Here is a 17,186-nt window from a genome sequence, read left to right on the forward strand (position 1 = left end):
CTCAAAGCCCTCGGACACAGCGAGTTCAGAACGGTGGGCTTGTTCATCAGCATCGCCGCCATTTTCGTGGTCTTGGGGTTCAGCCTCGCCCCCTTCCTCACGGGAGGAAAGCTCACATCGATACAAACAGCCGGGCGCACAGGCGTGACGGCGGGAGGCGCATTCGTCGCCGGACGCATCATCGATTTCATAAAGATGAAACAAGACGACTTTCCCTTTGACCAATTGGGAATGGGCTTCATCCTCTTCACCGTGGCGGGAGTTCTTATGCTCATAGCCGGTTTCGTCGTTCAGAAAACGGCCAATCGGATCGAAGCTGAAAGCAAAGCCTCCCATTTCGACGTCGCCGCAGCCCAGGGTCAGGGACCTGCGGGCCAAGGCCAGCAAGGATTTCCCCAAGCCGGCCAACAGCTCAACGAGAACGGTCAACAGCTGAAGCAGGAAGGCCAGCAGCCTTAGCCTCAGCAGTGACGACGGATTGCTGCAAGTGACGCTTAGAAGACACTGAGTTTGCGGGGCACAAGATCAAAAGGACGAATAGATCAGCTCTGACTACTGCGAATCAGCTTAAAACGAGCGAGAACAAGACAGCGCAATCTGAACCTTAGAGCACACTGGTCTGCGCAAAACAACTTACAACCGACATCGACTTGAGTGCCGCACGCAACGGAGAAGAATTCGCGCGTGCGGCACTCCTTTGCCCGAAGTAGAGCCCTCCCCAGGTTTCGTTGCGGCAACAACGGTTTCGAGTCGCTAACGTCGAACCTATGCACGACTATCCCAGCTCACCTCCGCCCAACCTTCGCCGCACGGGCGGCCATGGCGCGTCGCCGGCGGCCTACAGGGTCGCCTCGACGTCGGCGCGCGAATACACAAAGGCGCCGATCCTCATCGCGGAGACCGACATGTTTCTCGAGTCGCCCGCCTCCCGGAGCCGAAAGGCGCAGCTGTTTTTCGCGGCGACGTCGTCGCTTTCGTGCATAACCGTAGTTGCCGGGATGTTTCTCGATTACATCACTGACGCCAAGCCTCTCACCTTCCTCGACGTCGTCGCCGAGCTCTGGGTGCAGAGCCTCGTCCTCGTCGCGGTGCTCGTCGCCGCCGTCGCCGTCGCCGCTTCGCTCTGCCGCCCCGGAGGCTACAGCGAGCGCAGCGCCGCCACGGCAATAGCCGGAGCCGGCGCAGTCATCGCGTGCGGACGGATCGTCGACCTCGCCTCCTTCGGCATAGTGGCGGCGCTCGGGCAAAACGCCTCAGTGGGCCCCGGCTTGTGGACAATGCTCGGCGGCGCACTCGTCCTATTCGGCGTCGGCGCACTGGCGAGGAGCAACGCGACATACGGATGGGCGGACGACTCCTCGGATCCCCTCTGGCGAACCGTGTGGGCGCAGGGCAAGGCGATGGCCTCCGGGCGGTCTAAAGCGTAGAAGGGCAAGGCGGCGGCCGCCGGGCGTTCTAGACTCCGTACACCCGCCGCGCGTTGCGATCCAGGGCCTCACACCAAGAAGCCTCATCGACGCCCCGCAGGTCGGCCATGAAACGAGCCGTATAGGCGGAGGCGTAGGGCGCATTCGGGTGGCCTCTCCAAGGCACGGGGGCAAGGTAGGGCGCGTCGGTTTCGACCAAGATGAGTTCCTCCGGCAGCGTCATGAACGCCTCGCGCAAATCCTCGTTCGCCGGATAGCTGATCGGGCCGGCGAAACTTGCGTGCCAGCCATTCTCCGCGCACGCCTCGGCCATCTCCCTGTCCCCGGAGAAACAATGGAAAACCGTTCGTTCGGGGGCTCCGCATTCGCGAAGGACCCGCATGCACTCGGCGTGCGCCTCGCGATCGTGGATCTGCATCGGCAGATCGAGGTCCTTCGCAAGCTCGATGTGCATGCGAAAGGCCTCTTCCTGCGCCTGCCTCCCAGCGGCGGCAGTCCGATAAAAATCCAAGCCGGTCTCGCCGATGGCGACGACGTCGGGGCTGACGGCCAACGCCGCAACCTCGGCCACGGCGTCCTCCAGGGAAAGGTCGCGGTGCCAAGGATCGAGGCCGTGGGCAATGCCGTCCGGCGATTCTTCAGTTATTCCGCGATGAAGGGGCGCTTCATTGGGGTGGATGCCGATTGCCGCGGACAGGCTCGGCCAACGCTCGGCGAGTGCGACGGTCGGCTGAAGGGTCGGGACGTCGCAGCCGCAGGTGATGGCGCATCGAACGCCCGCCGCCTCCATCCTGGCGACATGCCAGGGAATGCTCCCTTGACGGTCCTCGTCGGCGCCTTCCTCGACCCCCGACGCGACGTCGAAGGACAGCGCCGCATAGTCCCTGTCTCCGCGAACCGGCAGGTGGGTGTGATTGTCGACGATGGTCGAGGCCAAGCGCTCGGGCACATCCGGGTAGGTTCTCCGCTTCTTGCGATTGCCGCCCATGAGAGTTCCTCTACGCCTCGATCCCCAAGCGCTCAAGCTCCTCGGCGACCACGGCTTCATCGAGCTTTGCGAACACCGGCGTCGGTTTCGCCACGGGCGTCCCGGGGACGACCTCGCTGGGCGCCCAGGGGCGGACGGGCGAGTAGTCGCCGGTGATAATCGGGTAGGGATCGCCTCCGTCGAGGTCCTCGGCCTCTTCGAGACGGGGCATGGGGGCTAGGTCGCCGTCGCCTCCGAAAACGCGGTCGATCGCATTCGAGGAATGCGGCAAGAACACCGACATCATCGTATTGAGGTCCCGCACCGCTTGCGCCAGCGTGTGGAGCACGGCAGCCAGGCGCTCACGCTGTTCGGGCGCCTTGAGTTTGAACGGCTCCGTCTTCGCGACATAGGCGTTGGCCTCGCCGACAAGCCGCATGATTTCGGTCAAAGCCGCGCGCTGGCTGTGGTTGGCGATGCTTTCGCCGACGGTCGCAAAGCCGTTGCGCACCGCGTCGAGCAGCTCGGCGTCGACCTCCTCCAGCCTCCCGGGCGCCGGAATCTCGCCGAAGTTTTTGGCGATCATCGCGGCCGCGCGGTTGACGAGGTTGCCCCAGCCGGCCACGAGCTCCGAATTGTTGCGCCGCACGAACTCGGCCCACGTGAAGTCGGCGTCCGCGGTCTCGGGCCCGGCTATGGAAATGAAGTAACGCAGGGCGTCGGGCTGGTATCGGGAGAGCACGTCGCGCACGTAGATGACCACGTTCTTTGACGAGGAAAACTTCTTCCCCTCCATCGTGAGGAACTCGGAGGCGACCACCTGGGTCGGCAGATTGAGGCGTCCGAGCTTTCCGGGTTTGCCGCCGCGCGAGCCCTCGCCGTTGTATGCGAGCAGCTCGGCCGGCCAGATCTGGGAATGGAAAACGATATTGTCTTTGCCCATGAAGTAGTACGAAAGCGCCTCGGGGTCGTTCCACCACTTGCGCCAGTCCTCGGCGGTTCCCTCCCCTGCCGCGGCACGGCGGCGCGCCCATTCGACGGAAGCGGAAAGATAGCCGATGACGGCGTCGAACCAGACGTACAGCCGCTTGTTCGGCTGGTCTTCCCAGCCCGGAACCGGTATGCCCCACGAAATGTCACGGGTCATCGCCCGCGGGCGCACGTCCTCCAGGAGGTGCTTGGAGAAGACGATGACGTTCGGGCGCCATTCGCCGGTGGCTTCGACGTCGTCGAGCCACTCCCCCAGCTTCTCCGCCAACGCGGGAACGTCGAGGAAATAGTGGTCGGTGACTTCAAACCTCGGAGCCTGCCCGGAAACCTTGGAAACGGCGTCGATGAGGTCCTGGGGGTCGAGCTGGTTCCCGCAGACGTCGCACTGGTCGCCGCGAGCGCCTTCGCTGCCGCATATGGGGCATGTGCCCTCAATGTAGCGGTCGGGAAGGGTGTTTCCGGTCACCGGGTCGATGGCCACATTCTGCTGCTGGACGATCATGTACCCGTTGTCGCGGCAAACCTCGAACATGCTTTGAACCACGCGTTCGTGGTTGACGGAGGTGGTCCTGGTGAAGAGGTCGTAGGACAGGCCGAGGGCCACAAGGTCCTCGACGATGATCCTGTTGTTCTCATCGGCGAGCTGCTTCGGAGTCTTGCCCTCGGCCTCGGCCGCGACGAGGATCGGAGTGCCGTGCTCGTCCGTTCCGGAGACCATGAGCACATCCTCGCCGCGCATTCGCATGTACCTCGAAAAGACGTCCGAGGGGACCCCAAAACCCGCGACGTGGCCGATGTGGCGGGGGCCGTTGGCGTAAGGCCATGCAACTGCAGAGAGAATATGCGACATAGACATAAGATTACGTCGCCGCGGGGCTCGGTTCATCTTTCCGCGCACAGGGACGCGATTGCGCGACGTCGGACTCAATCCGGCATGTCGGATCCGATTCGTTCGGCGTCGGGCGCGCTCGGCCTGGAGGAAGGGCTGCGATCGGCCTGGAGGAAGGGGCGCGCTCGGCTCCGACGCCCGCCCCGAAAAACGTGCCCATCCGCCGGGCGGGCGCAGACCGAGGCGGGGCCGCTAGAATTCTCGGTATCGGAAAAGCGCTTCGTCTTTAGGCGCGACGGGGATTTGGAGGAAGAACATGGCCAAAACACGGGCACTCATCATCGTCGACGTCCAGCCGACGTTCTGCGAAGGCGGGGCGCTGGCCGTCGAGGGAGGAAACGCGACGGCCGAGAGGATCGCAGACTTCGTCACGGAGAACGCCGACGAGTACGCGATGATCGTCACCACCCAGGACTGGCACGTCAACCCGGGTTCGCACTTTTCGGAGGAGCCGGATTTCATCGACACCTGGCCCCCGCATGCACTCGCGGGAACGGCCGAGGCCGAGCTTCACGAGGCCGTCGCCTCTCTGCCGATCGACGCCTCCGTGAAGAAAGGCGAGTATGAGGCCGCCTATTCGGGCTTTGAGGGCTGCGACGCCGACGGCCGCTTCCTCGAGGAGATCCTTCGCGCCGGCGAGGTCGAGGAGGTCGACGTGGTCGGAATAGCCGAGTCTCACTGCGTGAAGGAAACCGCTCTCGACGCGTTGAAAGCCGGATGGCCCACGCGCGTCCTGTCCGATTTGACCGTGCCCGTCAGCGAGGAGCTCGGCGTCGCCGCGCGCACGGAGATGGACGAAGCCGGGGTCGAACAGGTGGCTTCTATGGGCGCCTTCGGTTTCTACGAGGAGGACGAAGACGCCCCGATTCCGGGCGACGAAGCGTCCCTCGCAGGCGCGATCGGCGGGGGCGGATACGGGAGTCTCTACGGTTCCGACGCCGACGGAGCGTACGCGGATGACGCCGATGCGTACGGCGAAGAAGGAATTCTCCGCGACGGCGGTCCGCATCCCGACGGCGGGGGTCAGTACGGCGACCTCGACGAAGACGACGAGGAACCCGATCTCGCGGCCCGGCTCACGGCCGGGCTGGGCGCCGGGCTGAGCCTTTCGAGCGAGGCGGACGACGTAGACCTCGACGACTTCGACATCGACATCGACGAGGAGATTGACTTCTCCGACGACGCCGACGAGGCCGACTTCGACTTTTCCGACATCGACGACGCCCCCCACTGACAACGACAAACCGATGGAAACGCACGCGCCGCACCCGGAGTCCGCCGGGCTCCGCGCCGAGCCCGGCCCGCTTTCTCCGGAGGCAGTTGAGCTGGCCCGCAGCCTTCGCCTCGTCGTATGCGACATGGACGGAACCCTCCTTGACGAGGACAGCCGCATTCCCGACGACTTCTGGCCGCTTCTAGAGGCCATGCGCGAGCGCGGCATCGCTTTCGCCCCCGCCAGCGCGCGCCAATACGCCACCCTCGCCGCGATGTTCTCGCAAGAACTCGCGGGAATGCCGATCATCGCAGAAAACGGAAGCTTCGTTGTGCAAGACGGGCGAGAAGTGCGCTCGTCAACGCTGGCCAAATCGGTGGTTGCCGACATCGTGGATCACTCCCGCAGCCTTGGCAGGAGGGAGCTCGGCGTCGTCGTATGCGGCAAACGCTCAGCCTACGCCGAATCCACAGAGCCGCGCTTCCTGGAGGAGGTCGAGAAGTATTACGTCGTCAACCAGGTCGTCGACGATCTGACCGCAGTCGACGACGACGTCCTTAAAGTCGAGCTCTTCGACGAGCGGGACGCAAAGAAGTTCGCGCTGCCGCTGGTCCAGGATTTCGCCGACTCGCACGACGTCGTCGCCTCCGGGGAAAACTGGGCCGACGTCATGGCCAAAGGGACAAACAAAGGCGCCGCCCTGCGCGCACTGCAACGGTCTCTCGGGATATCTCCCGCCCAAACAGCGGTTTTCGGCGATTATCTCAACGACTACGAGATGATGGCAGAGGCGGAGCTTTCCTTCGCCATGGCAAACGGCCATCCGGATCTCTTGGCTGCAGCGCGCTTCACGGCGCCGTCGAACGCGGAGCGCGGGGTGCCGACCACGCTCAGGGCGCTGCTCAGTTCCGACGCCGCCTGACGGCAACAAGAACGGTCTGCGCAAGCCCGCTGGAGAGAAGCTCGAATTTCGCAAGGGCTCGGCCGTCTATTTATCCGCTAGCTCTCGCGGAAAAGGCTAGAGAATGTGACGTTTAACGTAACGTTTTTTGTGCATAAAACGACATCCGAATGCACTGCATGCGCAAAACGGCATTAGGTCAAAGAAATCGCCAGGTTAGGGCAGCCTCGCAAAACTCGGAACAGCAAAGGTGAGGTGGCCCTTCCCTTCCTATTCGCCGCCGCCGAACGGGCATAGGTTGAAGGTGTTCAAGCTTCGTACGGCGATCGAGCCGCTTCGCCGTCTTCTACCCGAAAGAGGTTCATCATGGCCCAGACACCGATTTCCACGTGTGCGGCAACCGCATGCTCCTTCAACAACGGCGGCTGCACAGTCGCAATGACGATGGGTGAGCGCGGCTGCGCGACCTTTGCCAAGCTCGACGCCCGCCGTTCAGTTGCCGCAAACGGGCTCGTCGGCGCATGCCAGCGCCTCGAGTGCGTCCACAATTCCGACCTCGTGTGCACGGCGGCGTCCATCGACGTCACCGCCGACGCCGCCTGCGCGGCCTTCGAGGCCCGGTAGCCGCCGACAGGGCGACGCGCCCGTCGGCACACGCTTCCGTCAAAGCGAACGATGCGGGGACCCCGCGCACTCGGGGTCCCCGCATTTTCTTTGGCTTCTGACGCTGGATCCGCTAAGCGTCAGGAGCCAAGCTCTATAAGGCGCCCGATCTCACGGGCGAGTTCGCCGCCTCCGACGACGGGGGCCGCGAAGGGGACGAAGGCGGTCACGGCCTCGTCGCGGCTGACGCGCATGAGCGTCAAGCCCGTCCTGTCGATGTCGACGCAGAGAACCGCGGTCTGCACGTGCTCGCAGCTGATCCGCACGGGTTGGCGCGCAAGCAGCGCCCCCGGCACGATGCCAAGCATGACCGCGCCGAACAACTCATTGACGGAGTCGCACCCGAAAGAGGAAAGAACGTCCAAACCGAGGAGCTCACCGAAACTGTCGGCGAACAGATCGCCCCCGCCCGCGGCTTCCGCCTCGGCCTCGCAGCCTTGGCGGCACACCTCTTCCCAGGAGACCGGCGTCACTCCGGCCGCGTCGTGGAGCAGCACCCGCTCCATCGACACGACGGCGAGGCAGCCCCCCGGGGCCGAAGCGATCGCGGCGACGCGGTCGGGAAGCACTCCCGCGGCAACGGCCTCGGTCGTCTCCTCGAGGGGGAGCCATCGCGCGGTTCCCAGGAAATGCACCGCAGACGCCACGATTTCAACCGTCGGATCGGGCGATTCCTTTTCTATCGACACGCGAACGTCCATCGCGTCGACGTCGCGGCTTGCGAGGACCTCGATGAGCATGGGATCGGCGGCGGCGACGACCAGGCTCCCGTCCGCCGCAATGCCGTGCGCGACGGCCGTCAGATTGATCGCCGGCTCTTCGCGGTAAGCCACCAGCATCGCCTGGCCGGCGCCGTTCAGAAGCCGATGGGCGCACGAGCGTTTGCGGGCATCCCAGACCTCTTGATCGACCGACGTGCGGCCCGGGAAGAGCGACAGATTCGGGTTCAAGGTACCTCCACGAAAAGAAGCGACAAAGTAAGGATAACCTGACTGCCTTGCTTTGTGAAGCCATTTCGCAAAGACAATGGTGCGTAATTGCAAGGGAGGCCTTGGCAATTGTTCGGAAAGCGCCTGAGACGGCCGTCTGCAATCGAGGGGAACCGTGCATTCGCGCCGAAAAGTCGAAAGACGCAAGCCGGGCCGGAGAGCCCCGGCGAAATCCGAGAGGGCCAAGGGGAGTCGGAGCCTTGGCCGGATCAGACGGCGCGCGCCGCAGCCGCGGCGTCGTACAGGTCTTTCTTTCGCAGCCCGACGCGGCGGGCGACGTGGGCGGCGGCGTCCTTGAGCCGGAGGCCGGCGTCCGCGAGGGCGAGAACCTCGGCGACCGACCCTTCGACGTCCGCATCCTTCCGAGGCGCACCGGCGACGACGACGGCGATCTCGCCGAGAACCTCTCCGGAAAAACGCTCGGCGAGCTCCCCCAGCGAACCTCGCGCGACCTCCTGATGGACCTTCGTCAGCTCCCTGCACACGCATGCGGGCCTGTCCGAGCCAAATCCTTCGCACATCACGCGCAGAGCGGCGCCCAGACGCCGCGGAGACTCGAAGAAGACCATCGTGCGCGCCTCAGACTCGAGCCCCCGGATCGCCGCGGCCAGCTCGCCGGCTTTGCGAGGCAGAAAGCCCTCGAAGCAGAACCGGTCCGTGGCCAGCCCCGAAACGGCCAAAGCCGCCAGCACGGCGGACGGCCCCGGAACCACTTCGACGTCGGCGCCCGAACGCGCGGCGAGCGCCACGAGCCTGTATCCAGGGTCGGAAACCGAAGGCATGCCGGCGTCGCTCACGACCACGACTCGCTTCCCCTCGCGCGCAAGGTCAAGGAGAACAGGAGCCCGACCGGCCTCGTTGTGCTCGTGGAACGAGAGGACCCGTCCACGGATCGCGATGCCGAGCCGACTGGCGAGATTGAGGAGGCGCCGGGTGTCCTCGGCGGCGACGACGTCGGCCCTCTCAAGCTCGCTGCGCAGGCGAGCCGACGCGTCCTCGTCGTTGCCGATCGGCGTCGCAGCCAAAACTATCGTTGGTCTCATGGGCATAACTATTTCACTGATCCCGTGGGCACAACTATTCCAAACGCATCCGACACAGGCTGAGTCGCCCCGGGTAGACTCACCCCGTGAGCGAAAAGGACACGACCCCGAGCACCCAGCAAGGCGAAAACGGCCCCGGGCAAACCCACCCCGCACAGGGGCCCGCCGGAGCCGCCGAGCAGAAATGGCGCCCTGGGCCCGACCCCCGGAGAAATCCCGGCACGCCTCTGGAGGCAAAGGACGCCGAAGCCTGCGAAAACAATCTTCGGGGAAGGCTGGGCCTTCTGCCCGTCGGGGTGAAGCTCCCCGTCAAAACCCGCAGACAGGGCTGGGTCGCCGCCGCAATCGCGGCCCTCGTCGCCTTCGTCACACGTTTTTCGAATCTCAACCACCCACACGCGATCGTCTTCGACGAAACCTACTACGTCAAGGGCGCCTTTTCCTTGCTGCGCAAGGGATACGAAGGCGCGTGGGAGGGAGCGGAGAAGGCGAACGAGCTCTTCCTCAAAGGCGACTATTCCGCTTTGAAGGACAACGCCGACAGGGTCGTCCACCCGCCGCTGGGCAAATGGATCATGGCCGCGGGCCAATGGTTGTTCGGATCGGACAACGGCGTCGGCTGGCGTTTTTCCACCGCAATTGTGGGCGTGCTCGCGGTGATACTCGTCGCCCGAATAGCGATGCGCATGTTCCGCTCCCCTCTTCTGGCCGGATTCGCAGGCATCGCAATGGCGCTCGACGGCATGGGAATCGTCATGTCGCGCACGGGAATCCTCGACAACATTTTGGCCTATTTCGTGCTTCTGGGCTTTTGGGCTCTGCTCCTCGACCGAGAGCACTCGCGAGCGAAGCTCGCCAAACGGGTGGCCTACGGAGAATTCCGCTCTCCATCGGGAGCGCCGGGGGCGCCTCGCGTTCCGGCGGATCCCTGGGGGCCTCGCGTCATCGGACGCCCGTGGCTTTTCGCGGCAGGCATTTTTCTCGGCCTTGCGGGAGGCGTGAAATGGTCGGCCATTTACGCGGTCGCCGCCTTCGGCCTTGCAGCTTTCGCATGGAGCCTTTCGGCGCGCCGCATCGCCGGCGTTCGGCTGTGGTTCGGCGCGGGAGTGTTCAGAGACGGGCTGCCGGCCTTTTTCGCGTTGGTTCCGGCGGCAGTGGCGGCCTATCTCGCAGCGTGGATCCCCTGGTTTGCCGATTCCCGCTCGTGGGGCCATGACTTGGCGAAGGAGGCCGTCAAACGCGGCGAAGGCCTCCCGCTGACCGGAGCCCCCGACACCGTCAACTCTTTCATCCTCTACCACAAGGACATGTGGCACTTTCACCACACGCTGTCGTCCCATCATGATTACCAGTCCCAGATGTGGGATTGGATCATCCAGCGCCGTCCCGTTTCGTTCTATTGGCTTGGCGCCGACAAGGCCTCCAACAAGTGCGGAGCGCAGTCGTGCGTGGAGGCGATAACGTCCATCGGCAACGTGGCGGTGTGGTGGCTTGGGCTTGTGGCGCTCATCGTCGTCATCCTGGCCGCGTTTAGGCACAAGGACTGGAGAGCGTGGGCGATACTCGCGGGGTACGGCGCAATGTGGCTTCCCTGGATCTCCTACACGAACCGCACAATTTTCCAGTTCTACGCCGTTGCATTCCTGCCCTACGTCGTTTTGGCGCTGACCTTCGCCGTCGGCGTGGCCGCCCAGATCGTCGGACGGGCGCACTCCGGGCAGCCTCGCCTGTCCTTTGGCTTAGTCTCGAGTCCTGCCCGCCCCGTTTGGCGGCAGAACGTTCCCCGCCGCAACGGCGTGCGCTCCCAACTCCGCAATGCCATCGCCGTCCGCTTCAGCGACGAGCCCTTGCCGCCGGGCGCGGTTTCGCAGTCTCCCTCCGGGGCTCCCCAGGCCCCAAACGCGACGTCGGCGTTCCCTCCGAGCGCGGCTGCACAGCATTTTCCAGGCGCGCCTGCGCCCGCCCCGAACACGGCGGACGATTCTCCAGACGCAACCGCGTACCCGCCGAACATGCCTGTGCCGACCCCGAACACGGAAGCGACCCCTTCCGATGCGGCGACGCCGCACCTCGAGCGCGACGAGACAAGTCGGTTCGCGCCGGACGCAGGCGAGGCGAACGCGATCGAAACCGGCGCGCCCCCTTCTTGGCATGCGCCCGGGCCCTATTCGCCGATGCCCACTGCGCCGCCCGAGTTCCATTCGCCGAACCCGAATGTGCCCGCCCCGCCGCAAAAGCAGTGGTGGGAACCTCCCGCCAAGCGCATGACAGGGGTCTTTTTCGTCGGCCTGGTTGCGGCGGTCATAGTCGCCGCGGCCGTGTTCTGGTACCCCTTGTGGACGGGGCAGAACATCTCGCACAGCTTCTGGCAGTTGCATATGTGGCTGCCCAGCTGGATCTGACGCCCGTTCCGAAATCGAACGCCTGCCATCCACAAAAGACGTCACACAAATAATTCACAGGAAACTTCATAAAAACGCCACGAAAACTCCACTTAAATAGTCATGTCAAAACAAGACAGTCTCTTTGGAGGAGAATGTGAGCGACAAGGACAACCGCACGAATTCTGCGGATTTTGAGGCCCACGGGCCGACGGGGGCCAGCCGGCCGTTCGGCTCCTCGGACCCCTCGAGCGCGCCGGAAGCAAGCGAGGCGCCGAGGGCGACGGAGGCGGACGACGCATCAATCGCGACGGCATCGCTTCCGGCCACCGAAGCGACGCCGGTCGAGGCGGGCGCCGACCGCACGGATTCGGCCGAAGCCGCAGGCTCATCCGCGGCAGCCGTCGGCGAGAAGAAAAAGGCGAAGCGTCGATGGCCGACGAGGGCGCTGGCCGCGGCCGGCGTCGCTGGAATCGTCATCGGAGGCGCGACGATGGCGGGAGTGAACGCCCTGACCGACGATCCGTCGCACGGCAACAGCAGATGGAATTCGGGCACAGGCAAAGCCGGAAACGGCAGGCCCCAGCCGCCGTCGGGCGACATGCCCCAAGCGCCGGGCGGCGGAGGCCCTCAGCCGCCGTCGGACGGGCAGGGAGGCGATCAGCAGGGCTCGGGCAACCAGGGATCCAGCGGCAAGAAATCTTCGAAATGGGGAAAGAACGCCACCAAGAACAAGCAAAACCAACAGCAGAAAGGGTCAAACGGCCAGCAGGATTCGAGCCAGCCTCAGGGAACCGACGGGCAGAGCTCGAGCGGGACAGACGGCTCGGAGGGACAAACGCCGGCAGGCTGACAAGACGGACGGAGGCAAGCCGACAAGCAGAGCCTCCGGCTGACAGGCGGGTTTTTCAGCAAAGGGCGCCGCGAGCGACATCGCTTGCGGCGCCCTTTCGCCCCCTTTTAAATTTTCGCCTCTCGGGCAGAATGACAACCATCACCAGGCAGCGTTGCGTCGCCTTTGGAGGCTATAGTGTTGAGAGGACATGTAACGGACAAAGGACAGAACACTAGATGAGAGCGAACGACGCGCCATGCGCTGAGCCGCAGGAGGCGCAGGAGGGGGCGAGAGCGCCATCGTGGCTGACAAACGCCAACCTTCGGCCGGAAGAGGACGTTCAGTCTCCTCGCTCGTCGATAGCCGCGGCGATATTCTGCGTCTTTGCGCTCATTGCCATCGGCCTTGTGGGGCTTACCACAGCGTTCTCCCAATCGTCGGCAAGTCCGAAGGTCGAGTCGGTCGTCAATCGGTCCACCGGTTTCACAGCCACCCCTTCGGCGGCAAAGGGGGCCGCCCCGCCCTCCCCCACGGCCCGCAAGACGCCCAACTTCTACCAGCCCGCGTCTCCCGAGCCGACTCCCACGCCGACCAACGGCATTGCCGGCCTCGCTCGAATAACAACGACTTACGGACGCGAAACAATGCGGGGCGCCGCAATGATTCTCGATCAGTCAGGGATCATTGCGACGAATTACCATATCGTCAATCACCCTTCGCCCACTTTCTCGGTCTACATTCCCGAGAAAGGGAGCACGCATTCCGCCCGTTTGATCGGCTACAGCCCGCTGACAGACGTCGCCATCCTCAAAGTCGACGGCCTTCCCCCGCTTACGCCGATCACGCCTGCGGCCAAGTCCCCCGCCCCCGGCGATCCGGCGGTCATGTTCGGCTTTCCCGATTCGGAAAGCCGGGCCACGGCCGCCTCGGGCCATGTGCAAACGGGAGTCGCACGCAACCGGGGGACGACGACGATCGACAACTTCACCTACGACGGCATGTCCTTCCTGGTGAGCTGCCACATGGTTCCCGGATACTCCGGCGGGCCGACCGTCAACCCCAAGACGGGCCAAACCCTGGGCATGAATGCGCGGTACTACATCGATTCCAAGGTGCAGGCCGAGTCGATCGCAATATCCGACGTCATGCGTGTGAAAACCGAAGTCCTCAGCGGCAAGCCGACCAAGGACACCGTTGTCAAGTGACCGCGGGAAATTCGCGAGACGGAACCGCGCGAGATCGCCGAAAGACGAAACTCACACGATCGGTCTCTGGATTTTCCCAGGAAACGTTCCGGCACCCCCATGTTGCCGGCAGTTAACTTATTCGTGACATACAGAGAACGCATCCTCTAGGAGGGGACATTGAGCGAGAAGGACGCCGAGGGACAGTTCCGCCCCCAGAATGTCGAACCGACCCAATCCCTGCCGCGCTATGCGGCGGACGGCTTCGGGGCGGCGCGCCAAAGGCCGGCGTACCGGGATGAGGATTCGTCGGCATCGGAATCGGCTGTTCCTGCGTTTCCGCGCCTGCGGGACTATCAGGAGCGCCAAGGCGCCGACCGCCTGGACCCTCGGGCCCGGCTCGGCGAACCGACCTTCTCAGGCCAGGCCACAAGGGGCCTGCCGGCGACAGAAGGTCTGCCCGCTCAGGCCCAGGCCGGCTTTCCCGGGCAAAGCGCGGACGGCAACGCGTTCGGACAGCAGTTCGGGGGCGACTTTTCCGCCCAGCAGTCAATGGGCGGACACCCGAACGGGGCAGCCGTCGCTCCGGCGTCGCCGAAGCGCAAACGCCACAAGTGGTCCACGGCGGCGCTTGTGGCCTCCACGCTGGCCGGAGTGGTTCTGGGCGGAGTCCTGGGAGGCCTCGCGGGAATGGCGATCGAGAACCGCGAGAACCAGTCGAACGCCCAGTCCGTCCAGCCGAACGCTCCTGAGACGCAGCAGCCCCCGCAGGGTCAAGTCCCCGGTCAGGCGCCCGTAGACGGCACGGGCGAGGGCACCAGCGGCGCAGCCAAAGGAAAGCGCGTAAACTCCGCCCCCGGCGTCGTCCTCGTGAACTCCGAGCTCAATGGCGGCGAAGGCGCCGGAACGGGAGTCGTCGTCGACAAGTCAGGCATCGTTGTGACGAACTATCACGTGGTTCAAGCCTCTACGACGGTCACGGTCACCGACCCGAACACGAATGACCAGTACAAGGCCGAGGTCGTCGGGCACAACGCCGCGCAGGATGTGGCCGTGCTGAAGATCAAGAATCCGTCGAAGAATCTGAAAGCCGCTTCGATCGCGAAGAAGGCCGCGGACTCGGGCGACACGGTATACGCCGTCGGCAACGGCCACGGCCAGGGGTACCTGACCAAGCTTCAGGGCACGGTCACGGCGCTCAATCGCTCGATCACTGCTCAAAGCGCTTCGAACAACGAGAGCAAGAACAAGCTGACCGGGTTGATCCAGACCGATGCCGACGTGGTTTCGGGATACTCCGGCGGGCCGCTTATGAACGCCGAGAACCAAGTGGTGGGAATCAACACCGCCGCTTCGACGGGCAAGACATCCGAGGAGATCAACGGCTACGCCATTCCCATCTCGAAGGTCATGGAGACCGTGAAGGAGATCCGCAACGGAGAGGCCGACGACGGGAATGTCATCGGCCGCAACGCGGCCCTTGGTGTGTCGGTCAAGTCGATCGGCAAGGCAAATCAAGACGGCCAGGACCCTCAGCGGGATCCGAACCTTCCTGAGGCGCCCGCCGGGGTGTCGGGAGCACAGGTCACCGGCCTGGTCAAGGGCTCTGGCGCTGAGAAAGCCGGGATTGTGAAGGGCGACGTCATCACGGCGATCGAAGGCAAGGCCGTCGAGAACTCGTCCGAGCTCGCCAAAACCGTTCAAAAGAAGAAGGTCGGCGACAAAGTCAAGCTCAGTGTGACGGGCGCAGACGGCTCCCAGCGGGAGGTCGAGGTGACCCTCGGAAAGTCGAGCGTCAACTAACCGGTTTGCCTGCGGCGACCCAAAGGAAGGAGCGAAGGGGGCGGGAACGACGATGTTCCCGCCCCCTTCGCTCCTTCCAGGATGACCGGCTCATTCTCGCGGTCGGCGAGCTTGCCTCGCCGGGTTTCACGGCTTGCGCCTCCAAAACTGGCAGGTTACGCTCCCAAACTCGGCAGGTCGCCCAGGAAGGCTTCGACAGCCCGATAGAATGCCTCCGGTTGGTCGCGGCGGATGCAGTGGCCCGCACCCGCGACCGTCGTCGCCCTGAGAAGGGGATTGCCGACGGCCAGAATCGAGGCGATTTCCTCTTCGGTGAAAAGCGCGCCTGGCTGATCCCCAGTCATCAATAGGCAGGGAACGGCGATCTCCTCGGCCAGTTGCGTGCGCGGAACCGTCAGCCCCACGACCCCTGCTGCGACGAGTGCGCGGTCAACCTGCCCTTTGGCGACGGCCCACGCCCCCAGCTCGCCGACGGCGCGGCTCGGACGGTCCGTGACGGCCTGCTTCACGGCGTCGGCGGGATTGGCCGCGATTCGGTCTAAACGAACGATTTCGGCCTGCGCTCCGGCCTTGTATGCGGCAGCCTGCTCCTCGGTGAGCCACGCCGGATCCTCGAGCACGAGGGCCTCAGCGAGGTCGGGGCGCGCCGCAGCCGCCGCAGTCGCAATGGCGCCTCCCATCGAATGTCCAAGGATCACGGCCTTCCCGGAAGCGACATGCGCCGTCTCTTCTTCGAGTACGTCGATGGCAGCCTCGACGCTCGCGCCGAGAGGATCGGCCAGCTCGGCATCCGTCAGCCGTGGAGAAAGCCCGTGGCCAAGCGAATCGACGAGGACCACTCGGCGCTCGCCGTTCCACCTCTGGGCAATTCCCGCCAAGGACGGCCCGTTGTCGGTCACGCCGTGGAGGGCCACGATCGTCGTCGATCCCCCGGCGCCCGAAACGTACGTCGCCAACCTTGCCATGAGCCCTCCTGAAAGCTCGATCCCTTTGAACCGGAAGCAGCCCCTCGGCCGCCCTAGGCATGGGACGGCCACTCGGCCCCAGACCTGAGACGGCTCCTCGGTCTCAGACCTGGCACAGACCCTCGATCGCCGTCTGTCCCAATCCAGAGTGGATTCTCAATTTCCTCCAATCCAATACGGATTATAGATCTCTCACGCCAAGCGCGGCAGACCGGGCCCCGGTGCACAGCGGAGACACACTCCAGCCCTGCCGCACAGGCTGCGATTCCGAGGAAGAAAGCGACTTTGAGGAAGAAGGCGACTTTGAGGGCATTGGCGGCATCGGCTTTCGCTCCGGCGGCCGCCCAAATGGCCGTCGCCGCCCCGCGCCCCTCCTCGCCGCATAGCCCATGCCGACACAGGCGTCTCGCGCAACGCATTGCCAGCCCTTGAAGAGACGCCGCAGACGCTTTAGCCGCACTAGGACGCTTCAGCCGCACGCGGGCCGGTCGGTTCCGTCGTTGATGAGCGCTTCAGCCGCATAAGCGCACGAGCCGCACGCGGGCCGGTCCGCTCGAAGGCTGCACTCTCTTGAGATTGAGAGGAATCCAATTTTGCGCGAGAAGGAGGGCAGCATCCGCGGGCCAGCCGTTAGACTTGCAACCGGCAGAAAGACCCGCAGCGGGCAAAAGACTTGCAATGAGTCGAAGGAGGACGGAATGCCAAGAAGATATCTTTTCATCAATGCCAGCGCCAAAAAGGACGGATCCACGGTCGAATGCGGAACGGCCCTGCTCGAGGGCCTCGAAAGCGAACAGATCCACCTCGTCGATTACCGCATAGGCTTTTTCGGCCAGAGCTTCGACGACGACGAGTTCGACGTCGTGCTGGAGAAGATGCTCGCTGCCGACGTTATAGTCCTCGGCTCGCCCGTTTACACGGAAACGATGAGCGCAG

At 64.4% G+C, this 17,186-nt stretch carries 14 protein-coding genes and 1 pseudogene; 10 read left to right on the top strand and 5 right to left on the bottom strand.

The window, feature by feature from the left end; translation table 11 throughout:
• Both ACO48X_RS02275 and ACO48X_RS02280 read left to right on the top strand, forming a co-directional pair.
• Positions 1 to 459 (top strand): hypothetical protein (locus ACO48X_RS02275; RefSeq protein ID WP_485000142.1); only part of this gene is annotated, 459 nt, incomplete at its 5' end.
• 308 nt (positions 460 to 767) lie between these two features.
• Positions 768 to 1,427, top strand: coding sequence for a hypothetical protein (locus ACO48X_RS02280; RefSeq protein ID WP_485000144.1), 660 nt, complete (start codon positions 768 to 770; stop codon positions 1,425 to 1,427).
• 28 nt (positions 1,428 to 1,455) lie between these two features.
• On the opposite strand, the gene ACO48X_RS02285 is transcribed toward ACO48X_RS02280, so the two are convergent.
• Both ACO48X_RS02285 and metG read right to left on the bottom strand, forming a co-directional pair.
• On the bottom strand, positions 1,456 to 2,415 hold the full coding sequence (locus ACO48X_RS02285) for a TatD family hydrolase (RefSeq protein WP_485000146.1): 960 nt from the start codon (positions 2,413 to 2,415) through the stop codon (positions 1,456 to 1,458).
• A 10-nt stretch (positions 2,416 to 2,425) separates the two neighbouring features.
• Positions 2,426 to 4,234, bottom strand: a complete 1,809-nt coding sequence (gene metG / locus ACO48X_RS02290) for a methionine--tRNA ligase (protein WP_485000148.1) — start codon at positions 4,232 to 4,234, stop codon at positions 2,426 to 2,428.
• Between the two features lie 295 nt (positions 4,235 to 4,529).
• On the opposite strand from metG, the pseudogene ACO48X_RS02295 reads away from it, so the two are divergent.
• The 3 genes and pseudogenes from ACO48X_RS02295 to ACO48X_RS02305 all read left to right on the top strand — a co-directional run.
• Positions 4,530 to 5,108: pseudogene (locus ACO48X_RS02295) on the top strand (isochorismatase family protein); the annotation flags it as partial.
• A gap of 412 nt (positions 5,109 to 5,520) precedes the next feature.
• A complete protein-coding gene (locus ACO48X_RS02300; RefSeq protein WP_485000150.1) occupies positions 5,521 to 6,408 on the top strand; it encodes an HAD family hydrolase in 888 nt (295 codons plus the stop codon).
• A 345-nt stretch (positions 6,409 to 6,753) separates the two neighbouring features.
• Positions 6,754 to 7,011 carry a DUF1540 domain-containing protein gene (locus tag ACO48X_RS02305; protein WP_485000152.1) on the top strand — a complete coding sequence of 86 codons (258 nt, stop codon included), beginning with the start codon at positions 6,754 to 6,756 and terminating at the stop codon, positions 7,009 to 7,011.
• 119 nt (positions 7,012 to 7,130) lie between these two features.
• On the opposite strand, the gene ACO48X_RS02310 is transcribed toward ACO48X_RS02305, so the two are convergent.
• Complete coding sequence (locus tag ACO48X_RS02310) at positions 7,131 to 8,000, bottom strand: hypothetical protein (protein ID WP_485000154.1); 870 nt, start codon at positions 7,998 to 8,000, stop codon at positions 7,131 to 7,133.
• Between the two features lie 248 nt (positions 8,001 to 8,248).
• Positions 8,249 to 9,082: a 16S rRNA (cytidine(1402)-2'-O)-methyltransferase gene (rsmI, locus tag ACO48X_RS02315; RefSeq protein ID WP_485000156.1), complete on the bottom strand. Its 834-nt coding sequence runs from the start codon at positions 9,080 to 9,082 to the stop codon at positions 8,249 to 8,251.
• 86 nt (positions 9,083 to 9,168) lie between these two features.
• Between rsmI and ACO48X_RS02320 the strand changes: the two genes are divergently transcribed.
• The 4 genes from ACO48X_RS02320 (at position 9,169) to ACO48X_RS02335 (ending at position 15,285) form a co-directional block, all read left to right on the top strand.
• The gene (locus ACO48X_RS02320) at positions 9,169 to 11,484 is read left to right on the top strand and encodes a dolichyl-phosphate-mannose--protein mannosyltransferase (RefSeq protein ID WP_485000158.1); all 2,316 of its coding nucleotides are present in this window, start codon (positions 9,169 to 9,171) and stop codon (positions 11,482 to 11,484) included.
• 136 nt (positions 11,485 to 11,620) lie between these two features.
• Positions 11,621 to 12,316 (top strand): hypothetical protein, encoded by a 696-nt coding sequence (locus tag ACO48X_RS02325; protein WP_485000160.1) that lies wholly within the window; start codon positions 11,621 to 11,623, stop codon positions 12,314 to 12,316.
• Positions 12,317 to 12,534: 218 nt separating this feature from the next.
• On the top strand, positions 12,535 to 13,503 hold the full coding sequence (locus ACO48X_RS02330) for a S1 family peptidase (RefSeq protein ID WP_485000162.1): 969 nt from the start codon (positions 12,535 to 12,537) through the stop codon (positions 13,501 to 13,503).
• A gap of 159 nt (positions 13,504 to 13,662) precedes the next feature.
• Complete coding sequence (locus ACO48X_RS02335) at positions 13,663 to 15,285, top strand: S1C family serine protease (RefSeq protein WP_485000164.1); 1,623 nt, start codon at positions 13,663 to 13,665, stop codon at positions 15,283 to 15,285.
• A gap of 155 nt (positions 15,286 to 15,440) precedes the next feature.
• Here ACO48X_RS02335 and ACO48X_RS02340 read toward each other — a convergent pair whose 3' ends face one another.
• Positions 15,441 to 16,250 carry an alpha/beta fold hydrolase gene (locus ACO48X_RS02340; protein ID WP_485000166.1) on the bottom strand — a complete coding sequence of 270 codons (810 nt, stop codon included), beginning with the start codon at positions 16,248 to 16,250 and terminating at the stop codon, positions 15,441 to 15,443.
• A 698-nt stretch (positions 16,251 to 16,948) separates the two neighbouring features.
• Here ACO48X_RS02340 and ACO48X_RS02345 point away from each other — a divergent pair.
• Positions 16,949 to 17,186, top strand: a 238-nt coding sequence (locus ACO48X_RS02345) for a flavodoxin family protein (protein WP_485000169.1), incomplete at its 3' end; no start/stop codon positions are given.

This window comes from Peptidiphaga sp., assembly GCF_057238965.1.